The sequence below is a fragment of the Paracoccus sp. SMMA_5_TC genome (assembly GCF_009696685.2).
Classification (GTDB): domain Bacteria; phylum Pseudomonadota; class Alphaproteobacteria; order Rhodobacterales; family Rhodobacteraceae; genus Paracoccus.
In genome coordinates this window covers 921,596-945,418 of record NZ_CP102355.1, presented here as the reverse complement: position 1 = coordinate 945,418, position 23,823 = coordinate 921,596, and the positions used below count along the sequence as shown (strand labels likewise).

Annotated in this window: 23 protein-coding genes; 10 read left to right on the top strand and 13 right to left on the bottom strand. The window is 66.4% G+C overall.

All coding sequences use genetic code 11. The annotated features are described in order from the left end of the window. Positions 1 to 6: 6 nt before the first annotated feature. Positions 7 to 318, top strand: a complete 312-nt coding sequence (locus GB880_RS04770) for a GNAT family N-acetyltransferase (protein ID WP_154493590.1) — start codon at positions 7 to 9, stop codon at positions 316 to 318. A gap of 103 nt (positions 319 to 421) precedes the next feature. Then, a complete protein-coding gene (locus GB880_RS04765) occupies positions 422 to 1,156 on the top strand; it encodes a GntR family transcriptional regulator (protein ID WP_154493589.1) in 735 nt (244 codons plus the stop codon). Positions 1,157 to 1,171: 15 nt separating this feature from the next. On the opposite strand, the gene GB880_RS04760 is transcribed toward GB880_RS04765, so the two are convergent. Genes GB880_RS04760 through GB880_RS04750 form a run of 3 tightly spaced genes read right to left on the bottom strand, consistent with a single transcriptional unit; the run spans position 1,172 to position 4,227 of the window. Beyond that, positions 1,172 to 2,017, bottom strand: coding sequence for an ureidoglycolate lyase (locus GB880_RS04760; protein WP_154493588.1), 846 nt, complete (start codon positions 2,015 to 2,017; stop codon positions 1,172 to 1,174). A 9-nt stretch (positions 2,018 to 2,026) separates the two neighbouring features. Then, a complete protein-coding gene (locus tag GB880_RS04755; RefSeq protein WP_154493587.1) occupies positions 2,027 to 2,761 on the bottom strand; it encodes an SDR family oxidoreductase in 735 nt (244 codons plus the stop codon). Further along, positions 2,761 to 4,227: an aldehyde dehydrogenase family protein gene (locus GB880_RS04750; RefSeq protein ID WP_154493586.1), complete on the bottom strand. Its 1,467-nt coding sequence runs from the start codon at positions 4,225 to 4,227 to the stop codon at positions 2,761 to 2,763. Before GB880_RS04750 ends, GB880_RS04755 begins: the two co-directional genes overlap by 1 nt. Positions 4,228 to 4,393: 166 nt before the next feature. Between GB880_RS04750 and GB880_RS04745 the strand changes: the two genes are divergently transcribed. After that, positions 4,394 to 5,050 (top strand): peroxiredoxin, encoded by a 657-nt coding sequence (locus GB880_RS04745; RefSeq protein ID WP_154493585.1) that lies wholly within the window; start codon positions 4,394 to 4,396, stop codon positions 5,048 to 5,050. Between the two features lie 51 nt (positions 5,051 to 5,101). On the opposite strand, the gene GB880_RS04740 is transcribed toward GB880_RS04745, so the two are convergent. The 9 genes from GB880_RS04740 to GB880_RS04690 form a co-directional block, all read right to left on the bottom strand. Beyond that, on the bottom strand, positions 5,102 to 5,911 hold the full coding sequence (locus GB880_RS04740) for a glycosyltransferase family 2 protein (RefSeq protein WP_154493584.1): 810 nt from the start codon (positions 5,909 to 5,911) through the stop codon (positions 5,102 to 5,104). Positions 5,912 to 5,963: 52 nt separating this feature from the next. After that, positions 5,964 to 6,752, bottom strand: coding sequence for a hypothetical protein (locus tag GB880_RS04735; RefSeq protein ID WP_154493583.1), 789 nt, complete (start codon positions 6,750 to 6,752; stop codon positions 5,964 to 5,966). 97 nt (positions 6,753 to 6,849) lie between these two features. After that, positions 6,850 to 8,997: a polyribonucleotide nucleotidyltransferase gene (gene pnp / locus GB880_RS04730; RefSeq protein WP_154493582.1), complete on the bottom strand. Its 2,148-nt coding sequence runs from the start codon at positions 8,995 to 8,997 to the stop codon at positions 6,850 to 6,852. Between the two features lie 264 nt (positions 8,998 to 9,261). Then, a complete protein-coding gene (putP, locus tag GB880_RS04725) occupies positions 9,262 to 10,719 on the bottom strand; it encodes a sodium/proline symporter PutP (protein WP_154493581.1) in 1,458 nt (485 codons plus the stop codon). Between the two features lie 227 nt (positions 10,720 to 10,946). Beyond that, complete coding sequence (locus GB880_RS04720) at positions 10,947 to 11,507, bottom strand: hypothetical protein (RefSeq protein WP_263467325.1); 561 nt, start codon at positions 11,505 to 11,507, stop codon at positions 10,947 to 10,949. A 163-nt stretch (positions 11,508 to 11,670) separates the two neighbouring features. After that, a complete protein-coding gene (rpsO, locus tag GB880_RS04715) occupies positions 11,671 to 11,940 on the bottom strand; it encodes a 30S ribosomal protein S15 (RefSeq protein WP_024842753.1) in 270 nt (89 codons plus the stop codon). Between the two features lie 146 nt (positions 11,941 to 12,086). Next, a complete protein-coding gene (locus GB880_RS15825; protein ID WP_154493580.1) occupies positions 12,087 to 12,989 on the bottom strand; it encodes a calcium-binding protein in 903 nt (300 codons plus the stop codon). A gap of 119 nt (positions 12,990 to 13,108) precedes the next feature. Further along, entirely contained in the window at positions 13,109 to 13,777 is a 669-nt protein-coding gene (locus tag GB880_RS04695) for a YggS family pyridoxal phosphate-dependent enzyme (protein ID WP_154493579.1), read from the bottom strand. Between the two features lie 67 nt (positions 13,778 to 13,844). Next, on the bottom strand, positions 13,845 to 14,810 hold the full coding sequence (locus GB880_RS04690) for a porin (RefSeq protein WP_154493578.1): 966 nt from the start codon (positions 14,808 to 14,810) through the stop codon (positions 13,845 to 13,847). Between the two features lie 304 nt (positions 14,811 to 15,114). On the opposite strand from GB880_RS04690, the gene GB880_RS04685 reads away from it, so the two are divergent. From GB880_RS04685 to GB880_RS04665, 5 genes are all read left to right on the top strand, one after another. Beyond that, complete coding sequence (locus GB880_RS04685) at positions 15,115 to 15,609, top strand: DUF3576 domain-containing protein (protein ID WP_154493595.1); 495 nt, start codon at positions 15,115 to 15,117, stop codon at positions 15,607 to 15,609. A gap of 66 nt (positions 15,610 to 15,675) precedes the next feature. Continuing rightward, on the top strand, positions 15,676 to 18,210 hold the full coding sequence (leuS, locus tag GB880_RS04680) for a leucine--tRNA ligase (protein WP_154550617.1): 2,535 nt from the start codon (positions 15,676 to 15,678) through the stop codon (positions 18,208 to 18,210). Further along, a complete protein-coding gene (gene lptE / locus GB880_RS04675) occupies positions 18,197 to 18,700 on the top strand; it encodes an LPS assembly lipoprotein LptE (protein ID WP_154493577.1) in 504 nt (167 codons plus the stop codon). Before leuS ends, lptE begins: the two co-directional genes overlap by 14 nt. After that, positions 18,697 to 19,725 carry a DNA polymerase III subunit delta gene (gene holA, locus GB880_RS04670; RefSeq protein ID WP_263467324.1) on the top strand — a complete coding sequence of 343 codons (1,029 nt, stop codon included), beginning with the start codon at positions 18,697 to 18,699 and terminating at the stop codon, positions 19,723 to 19,725. The genes lptE and holA overlap by 4 nt, the downstream gene beginning before the upstream one ends. Further along, on the top strand, positions 19,722 to 20,927 hold the full coding sequence (locus GB880_RS04665) for an NAD(P)/FAD-dependent oxidoreductase (RefSeq protein ID WP_263467323.1): 1,206 nt from the start codon (positions 19,722 to 19,724) through the stop codon (positions 20,925 to 20,927). The genes holA and GB880_RS04665 overlap by 4 nt, the downstream gene beginning before the upstream one ends. On the opposite strand, the gene GB880_RS04660 is transcribed toward GB880_RS04665, so the two are convergent. Further along, complete coding sequence (locus GB880_RS04660; protein WP_154493615.1) at positions 20,903 to 21,502, bottom strand: glutathione S-transferase family protein; 600 nt, start codon at positions 21,500 to 21,502, stop codon at positions 20,903 to 20,905. The two genes, GB880_RS04665 and GB880_RS04660, sit on opposite strands and share 25 nt — an antisense overlap. A 150-nt stretch (positions 21,503 to 21,652) precedes the next feature. Here GB880_RS04660 and GB880_RS04655 point away from each other — a divergent pair, with 150 nt between their 5' ends. Both GB880_RS04655 and GB880_RS04650 read left to right on the top strand, forming a co-directional pair. Beyond that, positions 21,653 to 22,891: an MFS transporter gene (locus tag GB880_RS04655; protein ID WP_442793772.1), complete on the top strand. Its 1,239-nt coding sequence runs from the start codon at positions 21,653 to 21,655 to the stop codon at positions 22,889 to 22,891. A gap of 85 nt (positions 22,892 to 22,976) precedes the next feature. Then, complete coding sequence (locus GB880_RS04650; RefSeq protein ID WP_154493614.1) at positions 22,977 to 23,798, top strand: 5'-nucleotidase, lipoprotein e(P4) family; 822 nt, start codon at positions 22,977 to 22,979, stop codon at positions 23,796 to 23,798. The last annotated feature ends 25 nt before the right edge of the window (positions 23,799 to 23,823 follow it).

Below are 23,823 nucleotides of genomic sequence, written 5' to 3'. Positions count from 1 at the left end.
ATGCCCATGAGCGAACCCAGCATCCATGTCCGGCACGAGGATAACGGCACCTCGGGCCGCTATGTCGCATCCCTGCCGGGCCATTCCGATCAGGCCGAACTGACCTGGCACAACGGCGGTCCAGGTGTGATCGTGGCCGATCACACCTATGCACCCCCATCGATGCGCGGCACCGGGGTCGCGGCGGCGATGATGCGCCAGCTTGTCGCCGACGCGCGCCAGCGGGGGGTGCGCATCCTGCCGACCTGTTCATATGTGCGCGTACAGCTGGCGCGCCACCCGGAATGGGCGGACCTTCAGGCCGACACCCAGGGTTAGCATCCGACGGCCAGGGCCCCTGCCTGCGCCAGCGCAAATGCTTGCGCGAAGCGGCAAGTTGACGCAGGGTAAGGCTTATCAGTCAAGTCCTGCCGAGGCCTTCATGACCGCCGCCGTCGCGCCGCTTGTCGCGCCCAGCCTGACCCAGGGGACCGGCCCCCTGCCCTATGCCGCACAGCTTCAGGCGCGGTTGCGCCAGCGCATCGTGACCGGCGAACTGCCGCCCGGCACCCGGCTGTCCGAACAGGAAATCGCCGACCAATACGCGCTGTCGCGCCAGCCAGTGCGCGAGGCCTTCATCCGCCTGGCCGGCCACGGCCTGCTCGAGGTGCGCCCCCAGCGCGGCACCTTCGTCACCCGCATCGACATGGAATGGGTGCTGGGCACCCGCTTCATCCGCGAATCGGTCGAGGCCGACATCGTCCGCCTGGCCGCCCGCGTCGCCAGTCCGGCCGATCTTCAGGCCCTGCGCGGCCAGCTGGCGCAGCAGGCCCGGGAAAGCGATCCCACCCGCCTGACGCAGCTTGACGAGGAATTTCACGCCAGCCTGGCCGCCATCGCCGGCAAGTCGCTGGTCTGGGAACATCTGCAACAGATGAAGGTGCATCTGGACCGCGCCCGCCACCTGCTGGCGGCGATGACGCCGCATGACATCATGCTGGCCCAGCACCGCGCGATTGTCGAGGCGATCGCCAGCGGCGACCCCGCCGCCGCCGAGTCTGCGATCCGCCTGCACCTGCGGCGGGTGCTGCATGACCTGGCCGGCCTCGCGCGGCTGTCGCCCGAACATTTCACCAATACCGAAAGCCTCGACAGCGTTCTGACCACGCTGGCCTGATCGGACGGCCCGTCGCTAATCGGCCCGCCGCACCTTCTGGCACTGTTCGCCCAGCCCGGTGATGCCCAGCCGCATCACCTCGCCGCCGCGCAGGAACACCGGCGGCTTCTGGCCCATGCCGACGCCGGGGGGCGTGCCGGTGGTAATGATGTCGCCCGGCATCAGCGTCATGATCTGGGAACAGTAATGCACCAGATGCGCCACATCGAAGATCATCCGCGCGGTGCTGCCCTGCTGATAGCGGTGGCCATCGATCTCCAGCCACAGGTCCAGCGCCTGCGGATCGGGGATTTCATCGCGGGTGACCAGCCAGGGGCCGACCGGGCCGAAGCTGTCGAAGCCCTTGCCCTTGTCCCAGGTGCCGCCGCGTTCGGCCTGCCACTCGCGTTCGGAAATGTCGTTGACCACGCAATAGCCGGCGACATGGTCAAGGGCGCGCGCCTGCGGCACCCGGCTGGCGCGGCTGCCGATGACCACGCCCAGCTCGACCTCCCAATCGGTCTTGACCGAACCCGGCGGCAGGATCACGTCGTCGTCGGGACCGGACAGGCAGCTGCTGAACTTGCTGAACACGATGGGTTCGGCGGGGACCGGCAGGCCGGCCTCGGCCGCGTGATCGGCGTAATTCAGGCCGATGGCGATGAACTTGCGCATGTTGCCCACGCAGGGGCCCAGCCGCGGCTGGCCCGAGACCAGGGGCAGGCTGTCCACGGGCAGGGCCGCCAGCGCCGCCAGCCCCTGCGGCGACAGCACCTCGTCGGCCAGGTCGGCCACATGGGCCGACAGATCGCGGATGCGGCCCTGATCGTCCAGCAGGCCGGGGCGTTCCTGCCCTGGGTCGCCATAGCGCAACAGCTTCATTCCATCCCCCTATCCGCGCCCGACAAAGGGCATGTTCGTGGCCATGATCGTCATGTTCAGCACATTGGCCGTCAGCGGCAGGCTGGCCATCTGCAACACCGCCTCGGCGACATGGGCGGCATCCATCACCGGCTCGGCCCGGGTGCTGCCATCGGCCTGCGGCACGCCCTGGGTCATCGCCTGGACCATGTCGGTCATGGCATTGCCGATGTCGATCTGCCCGCAGGCGATGTCAAAGGCGCGCCCGTCCAGGGCCAGCGTGCGCGTCAGGCCGGTGACCGCATGTTTCGACATGGTATAGGGCACCGAACCCGGCCGCGGCACCTGCGCCGCGATCGAGCCGTTGTTGATGATGCGCCCGCCCATGGGGTTCTGGCGGCGCATCTGGCGAAAGGCGGCACGGGCGCACAGGAACATGCCATCGATGTTCACCCCGGCGACCGCGCGCCACTCGGCATAGGAAATGTCGTCGATCAGCCGCGACACCAGCAGCGCACCAGCGTTGTTGAACAGCGCATCCAGCCGCCCCCATTGTTCCACCGCACGGGCAAAGGCGGCATCCACCGCCGCCTCGTCGGTGACATCGCAGGGCAGCACCAGCGCGCCGGGATGACCCTCGGCGGTTTCGGCCAGGGCATCGGCGCGCCGGCCGATCAGACCGACCGCCCAGCCGGCCTGCAGGAACCGCCGCGCCGTCACCCGGCCCAGACCGCTGCCGGCGCCGGTGATCAGGATGCTCTGCATCAATCCGCCTGTCCGGTGGCTGCGGTATCCCAGCCGCTGATCTGCTTGCTGTCCATGAACTCCTCGAGCCCCCAGATGCCGCCTTCGCGCGCCCGCCCCGAGGCCTTGACCCCGCCGAAGGCCGAGCCGCGCCCGCGCCGGGCACCGTTCATTTCCACCATGCCGGCGCGCAGCTGCCGCGCCAGCCGGTTGCGCCGGGCGCCATCCTGGCTTTGGACATAGTTGGTCAGCCCGTAGATGGTGTCATTGGCGATGCGCACCGCCTCTTCCTCGGTGTCGAAGGGGATGATCGACAGCACCGGGCCAAAGATTTCCTGCCGCGCGATGGTCATGTCGTTGCTGACATCGGCGAAAACGGTGGGGCGCACGAAATACCCGCGGTTGACCCCTTCGGGCAAGCCGGGGCCGCCCGCGACCAGGCGGGCGCCCTCGTCGATGCCCTTCTGGATCAGATCCTGGATCTTGTCCCATTGCTGCTTGCTGACCACCGGACCGATGTGCCGGCCGGGCTGATGGGCACTGGCGACCTGGGTTTCCTCGGCCACCTTGCGGGCCTGTTCCACCGCGATGTCGTAGAACGAACGCTCGACCAGCATCCGGGTCGGCGCGTTGCAGGATTGGCCGCTGTTGTAAAAACAGTGCCGGGCCCCGCGCTTGACCGCATTGGCATCGGCATCGGCAAAGATCAGGTTCGCGCCCTTGCCGCCCAGTTCCAGCGCCACCTTCTTGACCGTGTCGGCGGCGGCCTTGGTGATGGCGATGCCGGCCCGGGTCGAGCCGGTAAAGCTGATCATGTCGACGTCGGGATGGGTGGACAGCTGCGTGCCCACGCCCTGCCCGTCACCATTCACCATGTTGTAGACGCCGCGCGGCAGGCCGGCCTCGTCGATGATCTCGCTGAACACGATGGAACTCAGCGGCGCGATCTCGCTGGGTTTCAGCACCACGGTGTCGCCGGCCAGCAATGCCGGGATCACCTTCAGCGTCACCTGGTTCATCGGCCAGTTCCAAGGGGTGATCAGACCGACCACGCCCACCGGTTCCCAGGCCACCATGGAATCGGGCGCATGCGGCCCCAGCGGGCGCAGGAACTCGAAATCGCGGAAGCAGTCGATGAAGGTTTCGATGTGATAGGCGCCGGATTCGGCCTGATCGGCCAGGGCCATGTCCTGCGGCGCGCCCATCTCGGCGGTGATCGCCGCCGCGATATCCGCCGCGCGGCGGCGATAGATCTGCAGGATACGCTCGACATGGGCCAGGCGCTCGGCTGGCGGGGTTGCGGCCCAGGCCGGAAAGGCCGCCTTGGCTGCGGCCACCGCCGCATCGGTATCGGCCTGGTCGCCCAGGCTGATCACCGCCACCGGCTCTTCGGTCGAAGGGTCGATCACCTCGAGATCGCGCGGCGCGCGCGGATCGACCCAGGCGCCGTCGATATAGAATTTCCGCTTGTCTGCAATCTGGCTCATGGGCGGCTCCTTTCCGGCTGTGGCGGTAACGTGGCACCCCCGGCGCCGCTGCGCAAGAGCGGCCTGCCCCGGCCGGACCCTGCGGCATCCTGACCGTCGTGTCGGGTTTGCAACCCGCAACGCGATGCCTATGTTCACCCCGAGCCAACAAGCAAAGGATTGCATCATGTCCCTGCGCATCAACGATACCGCCCCCGATTTCACCGCCGATTCGACCGAGGGCAAGATCCGTTTCCATGACTGGATCGGCGACAGCTATGCCATCCTGTTTTCGCATCCGCGCGATTTCACGCCGGTCTGCACCACCGAATTCGGCGCCGTGGCGCAGCTGGCGCCCGAGTTCGAAAAGCGCAATACCAAGGTTCTGGGTGTGTCGGTCGATTCCGTCGACGACCATGTGAAATGGAAACAGGACATCGAGAAGGTTGCCGGCACCCCGGCCAATTTCGCCATCATCGACGACAGCGACCTGACCGTGGCCAAGGCCTATGACATGCTGCCGGCCGACTATTACCTGCCCAGCGAAGGCCGCACGCCTCAAGATTCGGCCACGGTGCGCACGGTGTTCATCATCGGCCCCGACAAGAAGGTGCGGCTGACCATGACCTATCCGATGTCGGTCGGGCGCAATTTCGCCGAAATCCTGCGGGCGCTGGATGCGGTGCGCAAGACCGACGGCGTGCCGCTGGCCACGCCCGCGAACTGGGTGCCGGGCCAGGATGTGATCGTGGCGCTGGCGCTGGACGATGCCCAGGCCGAGGCGAAATACGGACAGCTGGACAAGAAACTGCCCTATCTGCGCTATGCCAAGGATCCGGCCTGATCCGACGGCCGGCGGGGCCGGGGGGCGCGGGTCATCGCCGCGCCCCGCGGCTCAGTAGCGATCAACCTCGACCGGCTCGACCGGCGGCACGCGCTGCATGGCGGCGTTTTCATAGCGCTTGGCCTCGGTCAGGAAGGAATAGATCGCGCCCTTGGCGCAATGGATCAGCCCCGGCCAGCCGCAGCGCCACATGCCATGCGCCAGATACCAGCGCAGAAAGAAGATCGGCGGGCTGAACAGCATCTTCCACGGCCGCGGCGGCATGCCGCGCTGTGCCTTCATCTGCGCCTTCAGCGTCGAGTAGCGATTTTCCTTGAGCATCTGATCGTTCAGCACGATGGGGCTGAAATGCAGCAGCCCTCCGGGGCGGGCCTTGCGCACCTGCCCGTCGATCTCGATTCCCTCATGAACCAGGTCGGTGGTGTTGAATCGGCCCGTGCCGCGTCGGAACAGCCGGTTATGATAGCGTTCATGCGACGAAGGCGGCACATAACCATAGCCGTTCAGATAGTCATAGCGGGTGATCTTCCAGCCATTCACCGCCGGATCCTGCAACAGCGAGGGAAAGATCGCCGCCAGCCGCGGGCTGACCCGTTCGTCGCTGTCGATGCTGAGGCACCATTCCTGGCTGCACTGATCCAGCGCGAACTGCTTTTGCGCGCCAAAGCCGCGCCAGGGCTCTTGCAGGATCTTCAGCGGCAACCCCTCGGCCCGCAGCCGTTCCAGGATCGCCAGCGTGCCGTCGGTGGAACCCGAATCCACCACCACGATTTCCGCACAGAACGCGACGCTGCGGATGCAGTTTTCGATCACCCGTTCTTCGTTCTGGCAGATGATGAAGGCGGAAATGGGAAGGATCATGGCCAAACCTGCTGCAGCACGGGCCCGGTTTGCGCCAAGGCCATCGTCGGCGTCAACGGGCCATCGCCAGTTGCTGACCAAGAAATGATGTCGCCGGCACCCGCCCGTCAAATTCATCCGTCAGGATCCGGCGCAATTCGCCGCCCCACAAATGCACGCCATAGGCATCTTCCGGCAGCATGCCCGCGCTCAACCCGCCCGGCACAAGCAGGCTGCGGGCGGCGTGATGCGGGATGGCATAAAAGGCCGTCGGCGGCAGCGCGTGGCGGATTTCGCCGCTTTGCCGTGCGAACAGGGTGACGGCGCGTGGCCCGGTGCTGGCCCAGGGCCATCGCGAAATCGGCACGCCCCCCGTCAGCCAGCCGCGCAGGCGGTATTTCAGACGTCTGGCGCCGGTCAGATGCGGCGGCACCCCGCGCGTGTCGGGCCGCATTTCCAGCAGCCGCGCAAGCATCGGCGAATCGGCCGGCAGGCCCAGAACCGCGTTATTGACCTGTTCGGCATCCTCGTAACCGAAAACCCATGGCCCGGGAAAGCGGAACGGCCGCAGCGCGATGACGTCAAGATCGACCCAGATCGCCCCGGTCCGCGCGATCATCGCATAGCGGAACACATCGGCATGCAGGGCCGGATTCCCATTGCGCCAATAGCGCAGGATCTGGTCGCCCGGCAAAATCTGTCGGGCATCTTCCAGCCGCACCCCCTCTGGCACATTCGCCACCGGACCATAGCTGTAAAGGGTGAAGTCGTGACCTTGCCGCAGGAAGGACGCGATCGAAGCCAGTTCGATGTCGCCCAGCCGATCGCCGATCCACAGGCTTGCAATGTCGCTTTGCGTCATCCGTATCACCTCGGCGAAAACCGCGGTTCTTCAAGGCAGGCATCCCGCCCAGAGCGATGGCCATGGGCGGGACGGTTATTGAATCGACAGAAAGCGATCAGCCCTCGGCGGCCTCTTCCTTCTTCTCGGCGACGATTTCCTCGCCGGTTTCCTGATCGACCATCTTCATGCCCAGGCGCACCTTGCCGCGGTCGTCAAAGCCCAGCAGCTTGACCTTGACCTCCTGGCCCTCCTTCAGCACCTCGTTGGGGTGGTTCAGGCGCTTGTTGGCGATCTGGGACACATGCACCAGGCCGTCGCGCTTGCCAAAGAAGTTCACGAAGGCGCCGAAATCGACCAGCTTGACCACCTTGCCGGTATAGATCTTGCCCTCTTCCGGCTCGGCCACGATCGAATAGATCATGTCATAGGCCTTCTTGATCGAATCGGCATTGGCCGAGGCGATCTTGATGGTGCCATCGTCGTTGATGTCCACCTTGGCGCCCGAAACCTCGACGATCTCGCGGATCACCTTGCCGCCCGAGCCGATCACTTCGCGGATCTTGTCGGTGGGGATCTGCATGGTCTCGATGCGCGGGGCATGGGCGCTGAATTCGCGCCGGCCTTCGGTCAGGGCCTTGGACATCTCGGCCAGGATGTGCAGGCGCCCATCCTTGGCCTGCGCCAGGGCCTGCGCCATGATTTCCGGTGTGATCCCGGCGACCTTGATGTCCATCTGCAGGCTGGTGATGCCGTTCGCCGTGCCGGCGACCTTGAAGTCCATGTCGCCCAGATGGTCCTCGTCACCCAGGATGTCGGTCAGAACCGCCCAGCGGTCGGCATCCTCGAGGATCAGGCCCATGGCGACGCCGGCGACCGGCGCCTTCAGCGGCACGCCCGCATCCATCATCGACAGCGACCCGCCGCAGACCGAGGCCATGCTGGAGGAACCGTTCGATTCGGTGATCTCGCTGACCACGCGGATGGTATAGGGAAAATCGGTCGGCGCCGGCAGAACCGCCTGCAGCGCCCGCCAGGCCAGCTTGCCGTGGCCGATCTCGCGCCGGCCGGGAGAACCGACGCGGCCCACCTCGCCCACCGAATAGGGCGGGAAGTTGTAATGCAGCAGGAAGTTCGAGCGGAAATTGCCGTGCAGCGCGTCGATGATCTGTTCGTCATCGCCCGTTCCCAGGGTGGTCACGACCAGCGCCTGGGTTTCACCGCGGGTGAACAGCGCCGAGCCATGGGTGCGCGGCAGGATCCCAACCTCGCAATCGATCGGGCGCACGGTGCGGTTGTCGCGCCCGTCGATGCGCGGGGCGCCGTCGATGATGCCGCCGCGCAGGATCGCCGATTCCAGCTTTTTCAGCGCCGAACCCAGGTTGATGTCGGCCAGCTCTTCCTCGGTCAGGTTCTCGGTGATGCGGGCCTTCACCGCCTCGATGGCATCACGACGCTCGCTCTTGTCGCGAATGGCATAGGCGGCGCGCATCTCGGCCTCGCCCAGTTCCTTGACCCGGGCATAGAGCGCCGAATAGTCGGGCGACTGGAAATCGAAAGGCTCCTTGGCGGCGGCCTCGGCCAGTTCGATGATCAGATCGATCACCGGCTGCATGGCCTGATGACCGAATTTCACCGCGCCCAGCATTTCCTCTTCGGTCAGCTCATAGGCTTCGGATTCGACCATCATCACCGCGTCCTTGGTCCCGGCAACCACCAGGTCCAGACGCTGTTCGGGATTGGCGCGCAGGTTGTCCATGTCCGAAACTTCGGGATTGAGGACATATTCGCCATTCACGAAGCCGACCCGCGCGGCACCGATCGGACCCATGAAGGGCACACCCGAAATCGTCAGCGCGGCCGAGGCGGCGATCATGGCCACGATGTCGGGATCGTTGACCAGATCATGGCTCAGCACCGTGCACATGACCAGGACTTCGTTCTTGAAGCCGGGGGCGAACAGCGGGCGGCAGGGGCGATCGATCAGGCGCGCGGTCAGCGTTTCCTTTTCGGTCGGGCGCGCCTCGCGCTTGAAGAAGCCGCCCGGCACCTTGCCGGCGGCATAGTATTTTTCCTGGTAGTGCACCGTCAGCGGGAAGAAGTCCTGCCCGGGCTTGGGTTCCTTGGCGAAGGTGACGTTGGCCATCACGCTGGTCTCGCCCAGGGTGGCGATGACCGAACCGTCGGCCTGACGGGCAACCTTGCCCGTTTCCAGCGTCAGGGTTTCCTGGCCCCACTGGATCGATTTCTTCACTACATCAAACATCTGGTTTCCTCTGGGTGCGTCCGGCCCTCCGGCGCCCCTTGTCCTATGGCGGCCCCATTGCCGCCCCGCCCCTATCCTTTGCATGTGCCACGGGGCATGGCGTCACGTCGCAGATGCAGGGCGCATACAGCAAAACATCGCGAAAAGCAAAGCCTGCTGTTGCCCCGGCCAGGATCGGCGCAATCCTGCGCCATCCGAAGCGGCGGTCGAAACGTCATGCGCCCGCCACAATGGCGGGCGCAGACGGAACGCATGGGCGCCGGCTCAGCGCGCGCGATATTCCCCACGATCGGGCGTGGCCAGGCTGACCAGCACGATGGCCAGGAACGAGGCGACAAAGCCCGGGACGATTTCGTAAAGCCCCTCGCCCATGAAAGTCTTGTTCAGGCCCAGACCGATCCACAGCGCCACCGTGACCGCGCCGACGACCAGCCCGGCCACCGCCCCTGCCCCGGTCATCCGCCGCCAGGTCAGCGACAGCAGGATCAGCGGGCCGAAGGCGGCGCCGAAGCCGGCCCAGGCATTGGCGACCAGCCCCAGAACCTTGCTGTCGGGGTTGCTGGCGATCACCGCCGCCACCAGGCCCACGCCCAGCACGGTCAGCCGGCCGATGTTGACCAGTTCGCGGTCGCTGGCATCGCGCTTGAGCAGCATGTGATAGATATCCTCGGTCAGCGAGGACGAGGATACCAGCAACTGGCTGGACACGGTGGACATGATCGCCGCCAGCAGCGCCGCATACAGGAACCCGGTCACCAGCGGGTGGAACAGCAGATTGGCCAGCAGGATGAAGATGGTTTCGGGGTCCGATACCTCAAGCCCGGTGCGCAGCGCATAGGCGCGGCCGAAAATGCCCAGCGCGATGGCCCCCACAAGCGAAATCACCATCCAGCCCATGCCGATGTTGCGTGCGGTCGGCACATCGGCGACGCTGCGCACGGCCATGAAGCGCACGATGATATGCGGCTGGCCGAAATAGCCCAGCCCCCAGGCCATGGCCGAAATCCAGCCCAGCGCGGTCACGCCCTTCCACATCGACAGGTAATCGGGATCGACCGCCGTCAGCCGGTCCGCCGCCACCGCCATGCCCTGGCCACCGTCGGTGGTCAGGATCACGATGGGCATGATCACCAGCGCCAGCATCATGATGCAGCCCTGCACGAAATCGGTCAGGCTGACGGCCAGAAAGCCGCCGATCGCGGTATAGACCAGCACGATGCCCAGCGTCAGCAGGACACCGGTCATGTAGCTGCCGCCAAAGGCGCTGGCGAACAGCTTGCCGCCGCCCACCAGCCCCGAAGCGGTATAGACGGCAAAGAACAGCACGATCACCACTGCCGACACCATGCGCAGCAGCCGGGCCGTGCTGGGAAAGCGGTTACCCAGAAAGCCGGGGATGGTCAGGCTGTTGTCATAGTGCTCGGTCTGCTCGCGCAGGCGGGGCGCGACGATGATCCAGTTCAGCAGCGCCCCCAGCGTCAGACCGATGCCGATCCAGCTTTGCGACAGGCCCGACACGAACAGCGCGCCCGGCAGGCCCAGCAGCAGCCAGCCGCTCATGTCCGAGGCGCCGGCAGACAGCGCCGCCACAGACGGCGACAGGTTGCGCCCGCCCAGGATGTATTCTTCGGAATTGGACGTGGACTTGCGCCACGCATAGACGCCGATGGCGATCATCAGCAGGAAATAGGCGGTCAGACTGATCCAGACACCCGTCTCCATGGTCACCTCCCTCGATTTTCCAGATGGGGCGGGCCTATGTCACAAGGTTGTGTGCTCTGAAAGAATGAAACAAACCTCGATCAGTCTTTCCCCCGAAAAATGGTCATATTGACCACGATTTTCCCGGATTAAGGCGATATGACCATAGCGAATCCGGGACCATGCCCCATCGCGGGCGGTTCCCCGATCAAACCGAGGTGATTCGGCCCGATCGGGGAACTGCGCGATCAGCCCGTCCTGTCCTGCGGGCCGCCAACAGCCGGGGCATGGCCCGAGGATGCAACCGGAGGGTTGGCCGGTTGCAGGCGCGAGACCAGATCCCCCAGCCTTTCCCGCTTCAGGCTTGCGATGGCCCAGGCCCGGGCGCTTTCCAGATCAAGTCCGGACTCGTCGGGCAGGTCGATCCGAGCGGCGTCGCGCAGCTGGGGTGCAGGGTGGCGGTCGGCGGCGGCGATCGCAGGGTTGGGCCTGTGTGCCGCCGCAGCGGCGGGGGCCGCAGGCGCATCAGGGGATACAGCCATGGCAGCGGGGGCCGTATCGGCGGTTGCCCCCGGCTGCGCAGCCGTCACCGCGGGGGCCGTGTCCGAGCCGTTATCCGCAGTCTGCGACATGCTGGCCAGCTGCTGCAATGCCTGCGGTGACAGATCGAAGCCAAATCCGGGTCGCAAGGACGAATCGCTTGCCGGGGGTTGCTGGGCAGCGGCAGCAACGGCGCTGCTGGCATTCGCGTTAACCGCCGCCGGCTGCGTCAGGGGTTTCAGAAGGGAATTTACAATACTGTTCAACATGCACCGTCTCCTGTTCGACAGGCACATTCTAGATGCTTCCTCGCGCGGAAAAACGTGGAAAGCATGTGGTATTTTAAGGGTTTGTTAACCGGAATCCGCGTCCGGAACAAAAAAACGCCCGCAACCGGATGGTGGCGGGCGTCAGGATCGATTCAGGCTGCGATCAGCGGCGCAGGCCAAGCTTGCCGATCAGATCGGTATAGCGGGCTTCGTCCTTGCGCTTCAGATAGTCCAGCAGCTTGCGGCGCTGCGCGACCAGTTTCAGCAGGCCACGACGCGAGTGGTTGTCCTTCTTGTGCGTCTTGAAATGCTCGGTCAGCGTGGCGATGCGCGAGGACAGGATGGCAACCTGCACCTCGGGCGAACCGGTATCGCCTTTCTTGGTGGCGAATTCGGTCATCACGCGATTCTTTTCCTCGACGGTAATCGACATCGGGGGCTCCTTTCAGAACAATGGGTTATGGCACAGGCCGGGATGTCGTCCAGCACAGGCCCATGGAGATACCGCCGCAGCAGAAGCCGGGCGGATGCGCGCGTATAGGCGAAAATCCTCGTCAGCGAAAGCAGTTTTTGCCACTCTCAGCGCGAAACCGGCACCAGGGCGATATCGGCGCTGCGCAGGCCTGCCCCGCCCAGCACCCGCACCACCGCCAGCCCGTCCAGCCGCACAATGACCGCGCCTTCGTCATCGCTTTCCAGCGACAACTGTGGCGCGGTGCCCTGTCCATCATCGTGATAGCGCAGTTCCAGCCGGTCCTCGACCGGATCGAAGCCGGAAATCACCGGGACATGATCGGCAGGAAGCGCAAGCGCAGGATCGGTCGGGCCCAGGACGAACAGATCCTCGCCCTCTCCGCCTTCGGCGAAATCGCCCGGTCCAGGCATCAAGGTGTCTTTGCCGGCGCCCCCGTGCAGCCAGGCGCGATCCGGGCTGGCGCCGCCGATCAGCAGATCGTCGCCATCGCCGCCGTCAAGGTCATCCTCGCCCGATCCGGCGATCAGCGTGTCATTGCCGGCATTTCCCATCAGCCAGTCGTTGCCAGAGCCTCCGGTCAGCAGATCGTCGCCTTCGCCCCCCAGCATGGTGTCATCGCCGGCGCCCCCATGCAGCGTGTCGTTTCCGCCCTGCCCGGCCATGGAATCGGCACCCGCGCCCCCGGCCAGGAAATCGTCGCCCCCCGGGCCATAATCATCGTCGCCATAAAGCCAGTCGCTGCCATCGCCGCCCAGCAGCGTGTCGCCGCCCAGCCCGCCGTGCAGATCGTCATTTCCCGCGTCGCCGATCAGCCGATCGTCCCCGTCGCCGCCGGCCAACCAGTCATCGCCCTCGGTGCCTTCGATATCCAGATCCTCGGGCCCCGGTTCGGGCTCGGGCGGCGGTTCGGGTTCGTCGGGATCGTCCTCGGGGCTGCGCGTCGTGGCGGTCGCATCTATCGCCAGGCCCACGAACAGCAAACTGATCAGACTGCCCAGCAACAACATTGCAGCACCCGTTACGAATCAACCAACCCTGCCGCAACTATAGCGCGCATCTGGCAAGGCCGATATGCAGCCCATGAAGAAAGCGTTAACAAAAAAGGACAAATGCAGCGCAAAGCCGGTCAGCCGGCAGACCCATCCCCGTAGCTGCGCTGGCCAAAGATGGCGCTGCCGATCCTTACATGCGTGGCCCCCAGGGCGATCGCGACCTCGAAATCCGCACTCATGCCCATCGACAGGCCCGACAGGCCGTTCTGATGTGCGATCTGCGCCAGCAAACGGAAGTGTTCCTGCGGCGGCTGATCCTCGGGCGGAATGCACATCAATCCGGCCAGGGCAAGGTCCATTGCCCGACATTCGGACAGAAAGCGGTCCGCCTCGGCGGGCAGCACCCCGGCCTTTTGCGGTTCGGCGCCGGTGTTGATCTGCACGAACAGCTGCGGGCAACGTCCCCGCGCCTGCACCTGACGCGCCAGCTTCTGCGCCAGCGACGGCCGGTCGAGGCTGTGGATCGCGTCGAAAAGCTCCAGCGCCTGACGCAGCTTGTTGCTTTGCAACGGCCCGATCATGTGCAGTTCGACCCCGGGAAAGTCCTGGCGCCATTGCGGCCATTTTCCGGCCGCCTCCTGCACATAGTTTTCGCCGAAGACGCGATGCCCCGCCGCCAGCACGGCCTGCACGCGCGCGGGCGGCTGCACCTTGCTGACCGCGATCAAGGTCACATCGCCGGGGCTGCGCCCGGCCGCGGTGGCGGCCGCGTCGATGCGGCCCCTGATGTCATCCAGTCCCATGCGCCGATGAATCCCAAAAGAAAAGAGCGGGCGCAAGGCCCGCTCTGATCGTTGCTGTCCCGAAGGATCAGAACTTGAACTTCACGCCCAGGTCGGCAACGGTGTCGTTCAGGTAGTCGCTGTCGACGATGCCGCCGGCCAGGACAGCGCCGCCGCCCAGGTCGTAGTCGGCGCCGATGCCCCACGAGTCCATTTTCATGGTGTCGCCGGTGGCCACTTCGGTCCACTTGTCCTGACGGAAGAAGCCCTTCACCAGGATCGCATCAGCCTGATACGAGGCCGAGACGCCAACGGTGTGCTTGAACTCCAGATCGTCGATGAAGCGGTCGTCGTACTTGGCGAAGATACCCTTCACAGCGAAGTTGTTGAACTTGCCTTCGCCGCCCAGCACGATTTCCGAAGCGTCGCCCTGCTTGGCATAGCCCAGACCGGCCGAGAAGTTGTCGGCGCTGTATTTCGCCGCCAGCGAGTAGGCCACGTCGGAATCGATGTCATCGCCTTCGACGTCGCAGACCGGATCGGTGCCGACGATGGCGCCCAGGCCGCATTTCACGTTGTCCGAACCGTCCGACATCGACGCGTAGATCGAGATCTGGTCCATGGTGTATTCGTACAGGGCGTTCGGGCCCTGGTCGAGGTTTTCACCGTCGGCGGTCAGGTAGCTGATTTCTTCGACGTCGCCGGCGAAGGTGGTGTCGGTGTAGCCGACCGAATACAGGTCGCCGATCGCCTCTTCCGAAGCCGAGGCAACGTCGCCCATCGACAGCTTGCCGTAGGTGCCCGACACATAGACGTGGCCGCCGATGCCCTGGTTGGCGTTGCCCGCGTTGTCGGCGCGGAATTCACCGCCGAACGACAGGCCGGCATCCGATTCCCCGGTCAGCGTGAAGATGACGCGAGCACGGCTCGAGAACTGCATGTCGTCGCCGTCATAGATCACACCCATGCGGCCGGTGCCGGACACGGCAACCTCGGCAGCGGCAGCACCGGCGGTCATCACCAGCGCGGTGGTGGCGAAAAGAACCTTTTTCATGGTTTTCCCTCTTGTCTCTCTCGTGTGCCCCAGACAGAGAACCACCCGGGGTATGACCGTTGTGTCGCGCTTTAGCCGCGGCATTGCAACGAAATCACGGAAAGGCGAGCCCTTTCCCCAGCGCGGTGATGCACATGGGCCACAGTGCGTTGCACAGTCTGGATTTTCCCGGCGTTCGCCCGTCGCTACTGACCTGCGCGCGCGTGAGCGGGGCGGCCTTGGTGGTCAATATCCGCGGCCTCTCTTGTCGCAAGGGGGCAAGATGGGCTATGGCTCGCGCAACATGGTTCCGGGGGGACATGACATGACCAGACGCGCCGCACGGCTGACCGCTACCCTGCTGATCCTGGCGGGGGTTGCCGCCTGTTCGGGCGGGGGGGCTGGCTCGGTCGGTTCGGCCACGTCGCGCCCCGGCGGCAACGGCAATGCCGCCCAGGCGCCGCAGGAGCGGCAATCCACCATCTGGGATCTGTTCGCGAATCGCCGCAATCCCAACGATACCGTGGCGGTCAACAAATATCTGTGGAACGCCAGCCTCGAGGTGCTGAACTTCCTGCCGATCCAGTCGATCGATCCCTTCACCGGGGTGATCGTCACCGGCTATGGCACGCCCCCGGGCGGCGGCCGCGCCTATCGCGCCACGGTCATGATCACCGACCCGTCGATGGACGCGCGGGCGCTGAAACTGTCGCTGCAGGGGGCCGGGGGCGCAGCGGTCGCGCCCGACACCGTTCGTGCGGTGGAGGACGCGATCCTGACCCGCGCCCGACAGCTACGGGTGCGTGACGCAAAGCTTTAAGCCTGCTGGACCTGCCGCGCGGCAAGGGATAATACCCGGCGGGCAATCTGATGCCCGGAGGTTTCCATGCCCTATGATCCCGCAATCAGCGAAGCGCGCTGGCAAAAGGCGTGGGACGACGCCGGCACCTTCCTGGCCCGGCGGGACGAACGGCCCAAGTATTACGTGCTGGAAATGTTCCCCTATCCCTCGGGGCGCATCCATATGGGCCACGTGCGCAATTATACCATGGGCGACGTGGTGGCGCGGTTCAAGCGCGCGCAAGGATTCAGTGTGCTGCATCCGATGGGCTGGGACGCCTTCGGCATGCCGGCCGAGAACGCCGCGATGGAACAGGGCGGCCACCCGCGCGACTGGACCTATGCCAATATCGCCACCATGCGCGATCAGCTGAAGCCGCTGGGCCTGTCCATCGACTGGAGCCGCGAATTCGCCACCTGCGACGATGATTACGTCGCCCGGCAACAGGCGCTGTTTCTCGACATGCTCGAAGCCGGGCTGGTCACGCGCAAATCGGCGCAGGTGAACTGGGATCCGGTCGACATGACCGTGCTGGCCAATGAACAGGTCATCGACGGCAAGGGCTGGCGTTCGGGTGCGACGGTCGAACGGCGGGAACTGACGCAATGGTTCTTCCGCATCAGCGATTACAGCGACGAATTGCTGGCGGCGCTGGACGGGCTGACCGGCTGGCCGGAAAAGGTGCGGCTGATGCAGGCCAACTGGATCGGCAAGTCGCGCGGGCTGCAATTCCGCTTCGAGACCGTGGACCTGCCCGATTTCCCCCGGATCGAGGTCTATACCACCCGCCCCGATACCTTGATGGGGGCGAGTTTCGTGGCGCTGTCGCCTGATCATCCGCTGGTCCGGGCGCGCGCCGCCGTCGATCCCGACATCGCCCGCTTTGTCGAGGAATGCCGCCGGATCGGCACCACCGAAGAGGCGATCGAGACCGCACCCAAGCTGGGTTTCGACACCGGGCTCAAGGTGCGCCACCCGCTGGACAGGGATTGGCACCTGCCGGTCTGGATCGCCAATTTCGTGTTGATGGATTATGGCACCGGCGCCATTTTCGGCAGCCCCGCGCATGACGAACGCGACCACGAATTCGCCAGCAAATACGGCCTGCCCATCCGCGCCACATTCGGCCAGCCCGGCATGGATCAGGCCCAGGCGGACGCGCTGGTCGCCCAGGCCCCCTTCGTGCCGCCGAAATCCGAAACCGTCACCTATGTGCGCGGCTTTGCCGGGGCGCGCGACCAGACCGGCGAGGCCGCTGTCGATGCCGCCATCGCCCATGCCGAGGCGAATGGCTACGGCCAGGGCGTGACCCGCTTCCGCCTGCGCGACTGGGGCATTTCGCGCCAGCGCTATTGGGGCTGCCCGATCCCGGTGGTGCATTGCGAGAGCTGCGGCACCGTGCCCGAACGCAAGGAAAACCTGCCGGTGCTGCTGCCGCAGGATGTCAGCTTTGACGCGCCCGGCAACCCGCTGGATCGCCATCCGACCTGGCGCGACACCCAATGCCCGAAATGCGGCGCCGCCGCCCGGCGCGAAACCGACACCATGGACACCTTCGTCGATTCGTCCTGGTATTACGCGCGCTTTACCAGCCCGCATGCCGCGACCCCGACCGACCGGGCCGATGCCGATTACTGGATGAATGTCGACCAGTATATCGGAGGTATCGAACATGCGATCCTGCACCTGCTCTATTCGCGCTTCTTTGCCCGGGCCATGGTCCGGACCGGCCACCTGCCGGCCAGCGCCAGCGAGCCTTTCGATGCGCTGTTCACCCAGGGCATGGTCACCCATGAAATCTACATGACCCGCGACGATCGCGGCCGCCCGGTCTATCACCTGCCCGAGGAGGTGCGCGACGGCCGGCTGGCAGACGGCACCCCGGTCGAGGTGATCCCTTCGGCCAAGATGTCGAAATCAAAGAAGAACGTGGTCGATCCGGTCAATATCGTCGCCCGTTTCGGCGCCGATACCGCGCGCTGGTTCATGCTGTCGGACAGCCCCCCCGAACGCGACGTCGAATGGACCGCCGCCGGGGCCGAGGCGGCGCATCGCTTCCTGTCGCGGGTCTGGCGCCTGGCCGAAGAGATCCCCGAAGGCGGCGACGATCCCGAACTGGTCCGCGCCACCCATCGCGCCATCGACGAGGTGACGAAGTCCATCGAAGGCTTTGCCTTCAACAAGGCGGTGGCCAAGCTTTACGAATTGACGAATGCCATCGCCAAATCCCCCGCCGGTGGCGACAGCCGTCGGCAGGCGCTGCGCACCCTGGCCCAGCTGCTGGCGCCGATGGTGCCGCATCTGGCCGAAGAGGTCTGGGCCATGACCGGCGGGCAGGGGCTGGTGGTCGATGCGCCCTGGCCCAAGGCCGACCCGGCGCTGCTCGAATCCGACAGCGTGGTGCTGCCCATCCAGATCAACGGCAAGCGCCGAGCCGAGATCCAGGTGCCCAAGGACATGCCCAAGGACCAGATCGAGGCCCTTGTGCTGGCCGACGAAACCGTCCGCCGCTTCATGGAGGGCGCGGCGCCCAAGAAGCTGATCGTGGTGCCGGGGCGGATCGTCAATGTCGTGGTCTAGGCGCAGGGCAGGGCTGGCGGGATTGGCGGGGCTGGCGGCCGTGGCCCTGGCAGGCTGCGGCTTCAGCCCGGTCTATGGCCCCCAGGGCAGCGGCAGCCGCCTGTCAGGCCGCATCCGCCTGGCCGAGCCGCGCACCCCGGACGATTTCGCCTTTGTCGGGCGGCTGGCCGAGCGGCTGGGGCCCGAAACGCAGCCGCGTTATGCGCTGGATTACCGGCTGCGCATCGCCGTGGTGCCGCAGGCGATCACCCCCGACGAGGTGACGACGCGCTATGCGCTGAACGGCAGCGCCGATTTCGTGCTGCGCGACATCGCCAGCGGCCGGGACATCAGCCGCGGCCAGGTCAGCAGCTTCACATCCTATTCCACCACCGGCACCACCATCGCCACCATGTCGGCCGAATATGACGCCCACGGCCGACTGGCGCGGATGCTGGCCGATCAGGTGGTGACGCGGCTTCTGGCCATCGACCCGGCCCGGCTGCCGTGATTCTGAAGGGGCCCGAGATCGGACGCTATCTGGCGCGCCCCGATCCCGCGCGCCCCGGCCTGCTGATCTATGGCCAGGACGCGATGCGGGTGGCGCTGAAACGGGCCGAGGCGATCCTGGCCCTGGCCGGGCCTGATGCCGAACGCGACATGCGCCTGACCCGCATTGCCGGCGCCGATCTGCGCAAGGATCCGGCGGCGCTGGTCGATGCGGTCAAGGCAGTGGGCTTTTTCCCGGGCCAGCGCGTGGTGCTGGTCGATGACGCGCCCGATGCGGCGGCGCCGGCGGTGGCCATGGCGCTGGCGGAATGGCGGCCGGGCGATGCGGTGATCGTGGTGGCGGCCGGCGCCCTGGGCAAGGGCTCGGCGCTGCGCAAGCTGTTCGAGCCGCATCCCGCCGCCGTCACCGCCCCGATCTATGACGATCCCCCGTCCGAGGACGAGGTCACCAGATGGCTGCATCAGGCCGGTCTGGCACCACCGCAGCCGGCAGCGATGCGCGACCTGATGGCGCTGTCCCGGGCGCTGGACCCGGGCGATTTCCGCCAGACCGTGGAAAAGATCGCGCTTTACAAGCATGGCGACCCCGCGCCGCTGTCACCCGAGGAAATCGCCGCCCTGGCGCCCGCCACCATCGAGGCCGAAGTCGACGAACTGATCGATTGCGTCGCCGATGGTCGCAGCCGCGATTTCGGCGGGCTGATGCGGCGAATCGAAGGGCAGGGCATCGCGCCGGTGACGCTGTGCATCGCCGCGCTGCGCCATTTCCGGGCCCTGCACGCGGCCTCGGCCGATCCGGGCGGGCCGGGGGCGGGGCTGGCACGGCTGCGGCCGCCGGTCTTTGGCCCGCGCCGCGACCGGATGCTGCGCCAGGCGCAGTCCTGGGGCCTGCGGGCGCTGGAAGAGGCGATCCATCAGCTGATCCAGACCGACCTGCAACTGCGTTCCAGCAGCCGCGCCCCGGCGATGGCGGTGATGGAACGGATGCTGCTGCGGCTGTGCATGATGCCGCGGGGCGGCCGATGAGTGTCGCCGACCGGCCGCAGGCGCTGGTGATCGGCGCCGGTCCGGCCGGGCTGATGGCGGCCGAGGTGCTGGCCGGGCAGGGCGCCTGCGTCACCCTGGCCGAGGCGATGCCGACCCCGGCGCGCAAGTTCCTGATGGCCGGGAAATCGGGGTTGAACCTGACCAAGGACGAGGAAGCACAGGCCTTTCGCGCCCGGTTTCACACCGACGGCGCCCCGACCCCCATCGACCTGGGTCTGGCCGATTTCGGCCCCGAGGAGGTCATGGCCTGGGCCCGCGGTCTGGGGATCGAACTATTTTGCGGCTCGACCGGGCGGGTGTTTCCGCGCGGCATGAAGGCCTCGCCCCTGCTGCGGGCCTGGCTGGCGCGGCTCGACGGGCAGGGGGTGGTGCTGCACCGGCGCTGGCGCTGGGTGGGGTGCAGCGATGGGGCATGGCAGTTCCAGACCCCGCAGGGGCTGCAATCGCTGCGCCCGCAAACGGTGGTGCTGGCGCTGGGGGGCGCAAGCTGGCCCGGGCTGGGCGCGGACGCGGGCTGGACCGCGGCACTGGCGGCGCAGGGCGTCGCGCTGGCGCCGTTTCGCCCCGCCAATATGGGCTTTCACGTCGACTGGTCGCCGGTCATGGCCCGCTTTGCCGGTCAGGCGGTCAAGGGGGTGGCGCTGACGGCGGCCGGGCAGGTCAGCCGCGGCGAATGGGTGATCACCCGCGCCGGGGTCGAGGGTGGTGGCATCTATGAGCTCTCGGCGGCGATCCGCGACGGCGCCCCGGTGCTGCTGGACCTGGCCCCCGATCTTGAGGCCGCCGAACTGGCGCGGCGGCTGGCGCGGGTGCCGGCGAAACTGTCGATCGGCAACCGGCTGCGGCGGGTGCTGGGCTGCGATCTGCGCGCGGCGCTGCTGATGGAATGGGGCCGCCCGCTGCCGGCCGACCCCGCGCGCCTGGCGCTGCGGGCCAAGGCGCTGCATCCGCGGCTGGGGGCACCCATGGGCTTGGCGCGGGCGATTTCCGCCGCCGGTGGCATCCGGGCCGCCGCGCTTGGGGCCGATCTGGGGCTGCGCGCCCTGCCCGGCGTCTTTGCCGCGGGCGAGATGCTGGATTGGGAGGCACCCACCGGCGGCTATCTGCTGACCGGCTGCCTGGCCTCGGGACGACGGGCGGGGCAGGCGGCGGCGGACTATCTGGCTGCGGCGCGGCGATAGGCCGGACGGGCGCGCATCCGGTCCAGATATTCGGTCAGCCGGTGTTCGACGATCGGGAACCGCGCCGTCAGCGCCCAGGTCAGGCAATGCGCCAGGATGATGTCGGGCACCGTCATCTGTTCGCCCATCAGAAAGCCATCCTCGGCCATGCGATGAACCAGGGTGCGCTGACTGCGCTCGAACTCCCAGCGCAGGGTGTTCTTGATCGCGGCCAGGCGCATTTCCTCGGGCAGGATGAAGCTGTGGCGCGCGGCCAGCCACAGCGCGGCATCGAATTCGTCCAGGATGAACTGGGTCAGGCTGTCCTGGCGCGCGCGGTCCAGCGTTCCCGCCGGATAGGTCAGCGCGCCATGGCGATCGGCCAGATAGGTCAGGATCGCGGTGGAATCGGTGATCGGGGTGCCATCGACGACCAGAACCGGCACCTTGCCGGCGGGATTGAGCGAGGTCACCCCCTCGCTATGCGGGTTCACGGCCACATGCTCGTAAGGCTGGCCCAGTTCCTCGAGCATCCACAGCACCCGCATGGCCCGGCTGCGCCCGGTTCCGATAACCTGATATCTTTCCTGGCCCATCCATCCACCCTGCGGCTTTCATCCCGCAAGGCTAACGCCCGGCGACGATTCAGGCAATTGCCCGCTGCGGGCGCCCATTGACGCCGCCGCCCGTCAGGCGCAGACATGGCCGACGCATTGCTGCGACCGGAGATTTCCATGCCCACCGCCATGCCCACCCGCGCATCGCTGTTCACGCCGGTCCTGATCGGTGGATGCATCATCCTGCTGATCAATTTCGCGCTGCGCGCCAGCTTTGGCGTGTTCCAGATCCCGATCGGACAGGAATTCGGCTGGCCGCGCAGCGAATTCAGCCTGGCCATCGCCATCCAGAACCTGGCCTGGGGCATCGGCCAGCCGATCTTCGGCGCGCTGGCCGAACGCTGGGGCGACCGCTGGTCGGTCATCATCGGCGCCCTGCTGTATTCGGCCGGGTTGATCCTGACCGCCTATGCCACCGATCCGCTGACCATGCAGCTGCTGGAGGTGATGGTGGGCTTTGGCATTGCCGGCACCGGTTTCGGGGTGATCCTGGCGGTGATCGGCCGCGCCGCCAGCGACGAAAACCGCAGCCTGGCCCTGGGCATCGGCACCGCCGCCGGATCCGCGGGCCAGGTGTTCGGCGCGCCCTTGGCCGAAATCCTGTTGATGCATTACAGCTGGCAGGGGGTGTTCGTCATCTTCGGCATCATCGTTCTGGCCTGTCTGCTGTTCCTGCCGCTGCTGGGCGGCGGCCGGCCTGCCAGCCGCAGCGAGCTGGAGGAAAGCATGGGCGCGGTGCTGAAACGCGCCTTTACCGACCCCAGCTATCTGATGATCTTCGCCGGCTTCTTTTCATGCGGCTATCAGCTGGCCTTCATCACCGCGCATTTTCCGGCGATGGTGACGGAAATGTGCGGCCCGATCAGCGCGGGAGGAATGCTGGCGGGGCTGGGCATCACCACCACCTCGGCGCTGGGGGCGGCGGCGATCTCGCTGATCGGGCTGGCCAATATCGGCGGCTCGATCCTGGCCGGCTGGCTGGGCAAGCGTTACACCCGCAAATACCTTCTGGCCGGTATCTATGCGCTGCGCACGCTGGCCTCGGCCGCCTTCATCCTGATGCCGATCACCCCGGGCAGCGTCATCGTGTTCTCGCTGGTCATGGGCGCGCTGTGGCTGGCAACCGTTCCGCTGACCTCGGGACTGGTCGCCTATATCTACGGGCTGCGCTATATGGGCACGCTTTACGGCTTCGTGTTCCTCAGCCATCAGCTGGGGTCGTTCCTGGGCGTCTGGCTGGGGGGCAGGATGTATGACATCTATGGCGACTACACCCTGGTCTGGTGGGTCGGGGTGGGCGTCGGCGCCTTCAGCGCGCTGATTCACCTGCCGGTGCGCGAGGCGCCGGCGCGGGGGTTGCCGGCCTGACCCGGTTTTGTTTGACTGGTCAATCAACTACCCCTAGCGTTCCGTCCGGGCGCAAGCCGCGCCGCTGAACAGGGAAATCATCCGCATGTCGAAAGCCCTTCGTCCGACCGCATTGACCAGCGCGTTGCTGGCCGGAATCTGCGCCGCCTCGCCGGCCCTGGCCGAACAACCCGCCACCCCGCCCGCATCCGCCGAGGCGGCCGCGCCGGCCGCCGCCGACTGCCCGGTGCAGGAATTCGCCATGGGCTTGCGCTATCAGCAGAAATCGGCCGAGGTGCGGGCGCTGCAACTGCAGGCCTATGCCCTGGCCAAGGCCAATCTGCAGGCCGCCATCGCCAAGGCCGAGGATCCCTCCAGGCTGGCCGTGGTTTCGGACCTGGACGAAACCGCGATCGACAACACGGCGCTGCTGGTGCGCGACATGCAGCATTGCCACGTCTATGACACCTGGGACACCTGGGACGACTGGGAGTTGCGCGGCAAACCCACGGCGATTCCCGGCGCGCTGGAATTCTTCGATTTCGCCGACAAGGCCGGGGTGGCGATCTATTACATCTCGGACCGCTTCGGCGAACCCGAACAGAAGGCCGCGACCATCGCCACGCTGAAGGAGCTGGGGTTCCCGCAGGTGTCCGACGACCATGTGCTGCTTTACGGCACCAGCAAGGCCGAGCGCCGCGCCGTCGTGGCCAAGGATCACCAGATCGTGCTGCTGCTGGGCGATACGCTGCACGATTTCGACCATGTGTTCCGCAAGGCCCCGACCGAGGTCAAGCGCGACGAGGTGGATCGCAACGCCGCCCGTTTCGGCGCCGACTGGATCGTGTTTCCCAACGCCACCTATGGCGACTGGAGCACGGCCGAGCTGACCTCCTGGGACGCCGAGCTGAAGACCCAGCAGCCTTGACGCCGGCGCATCCCGCCGGCACCCT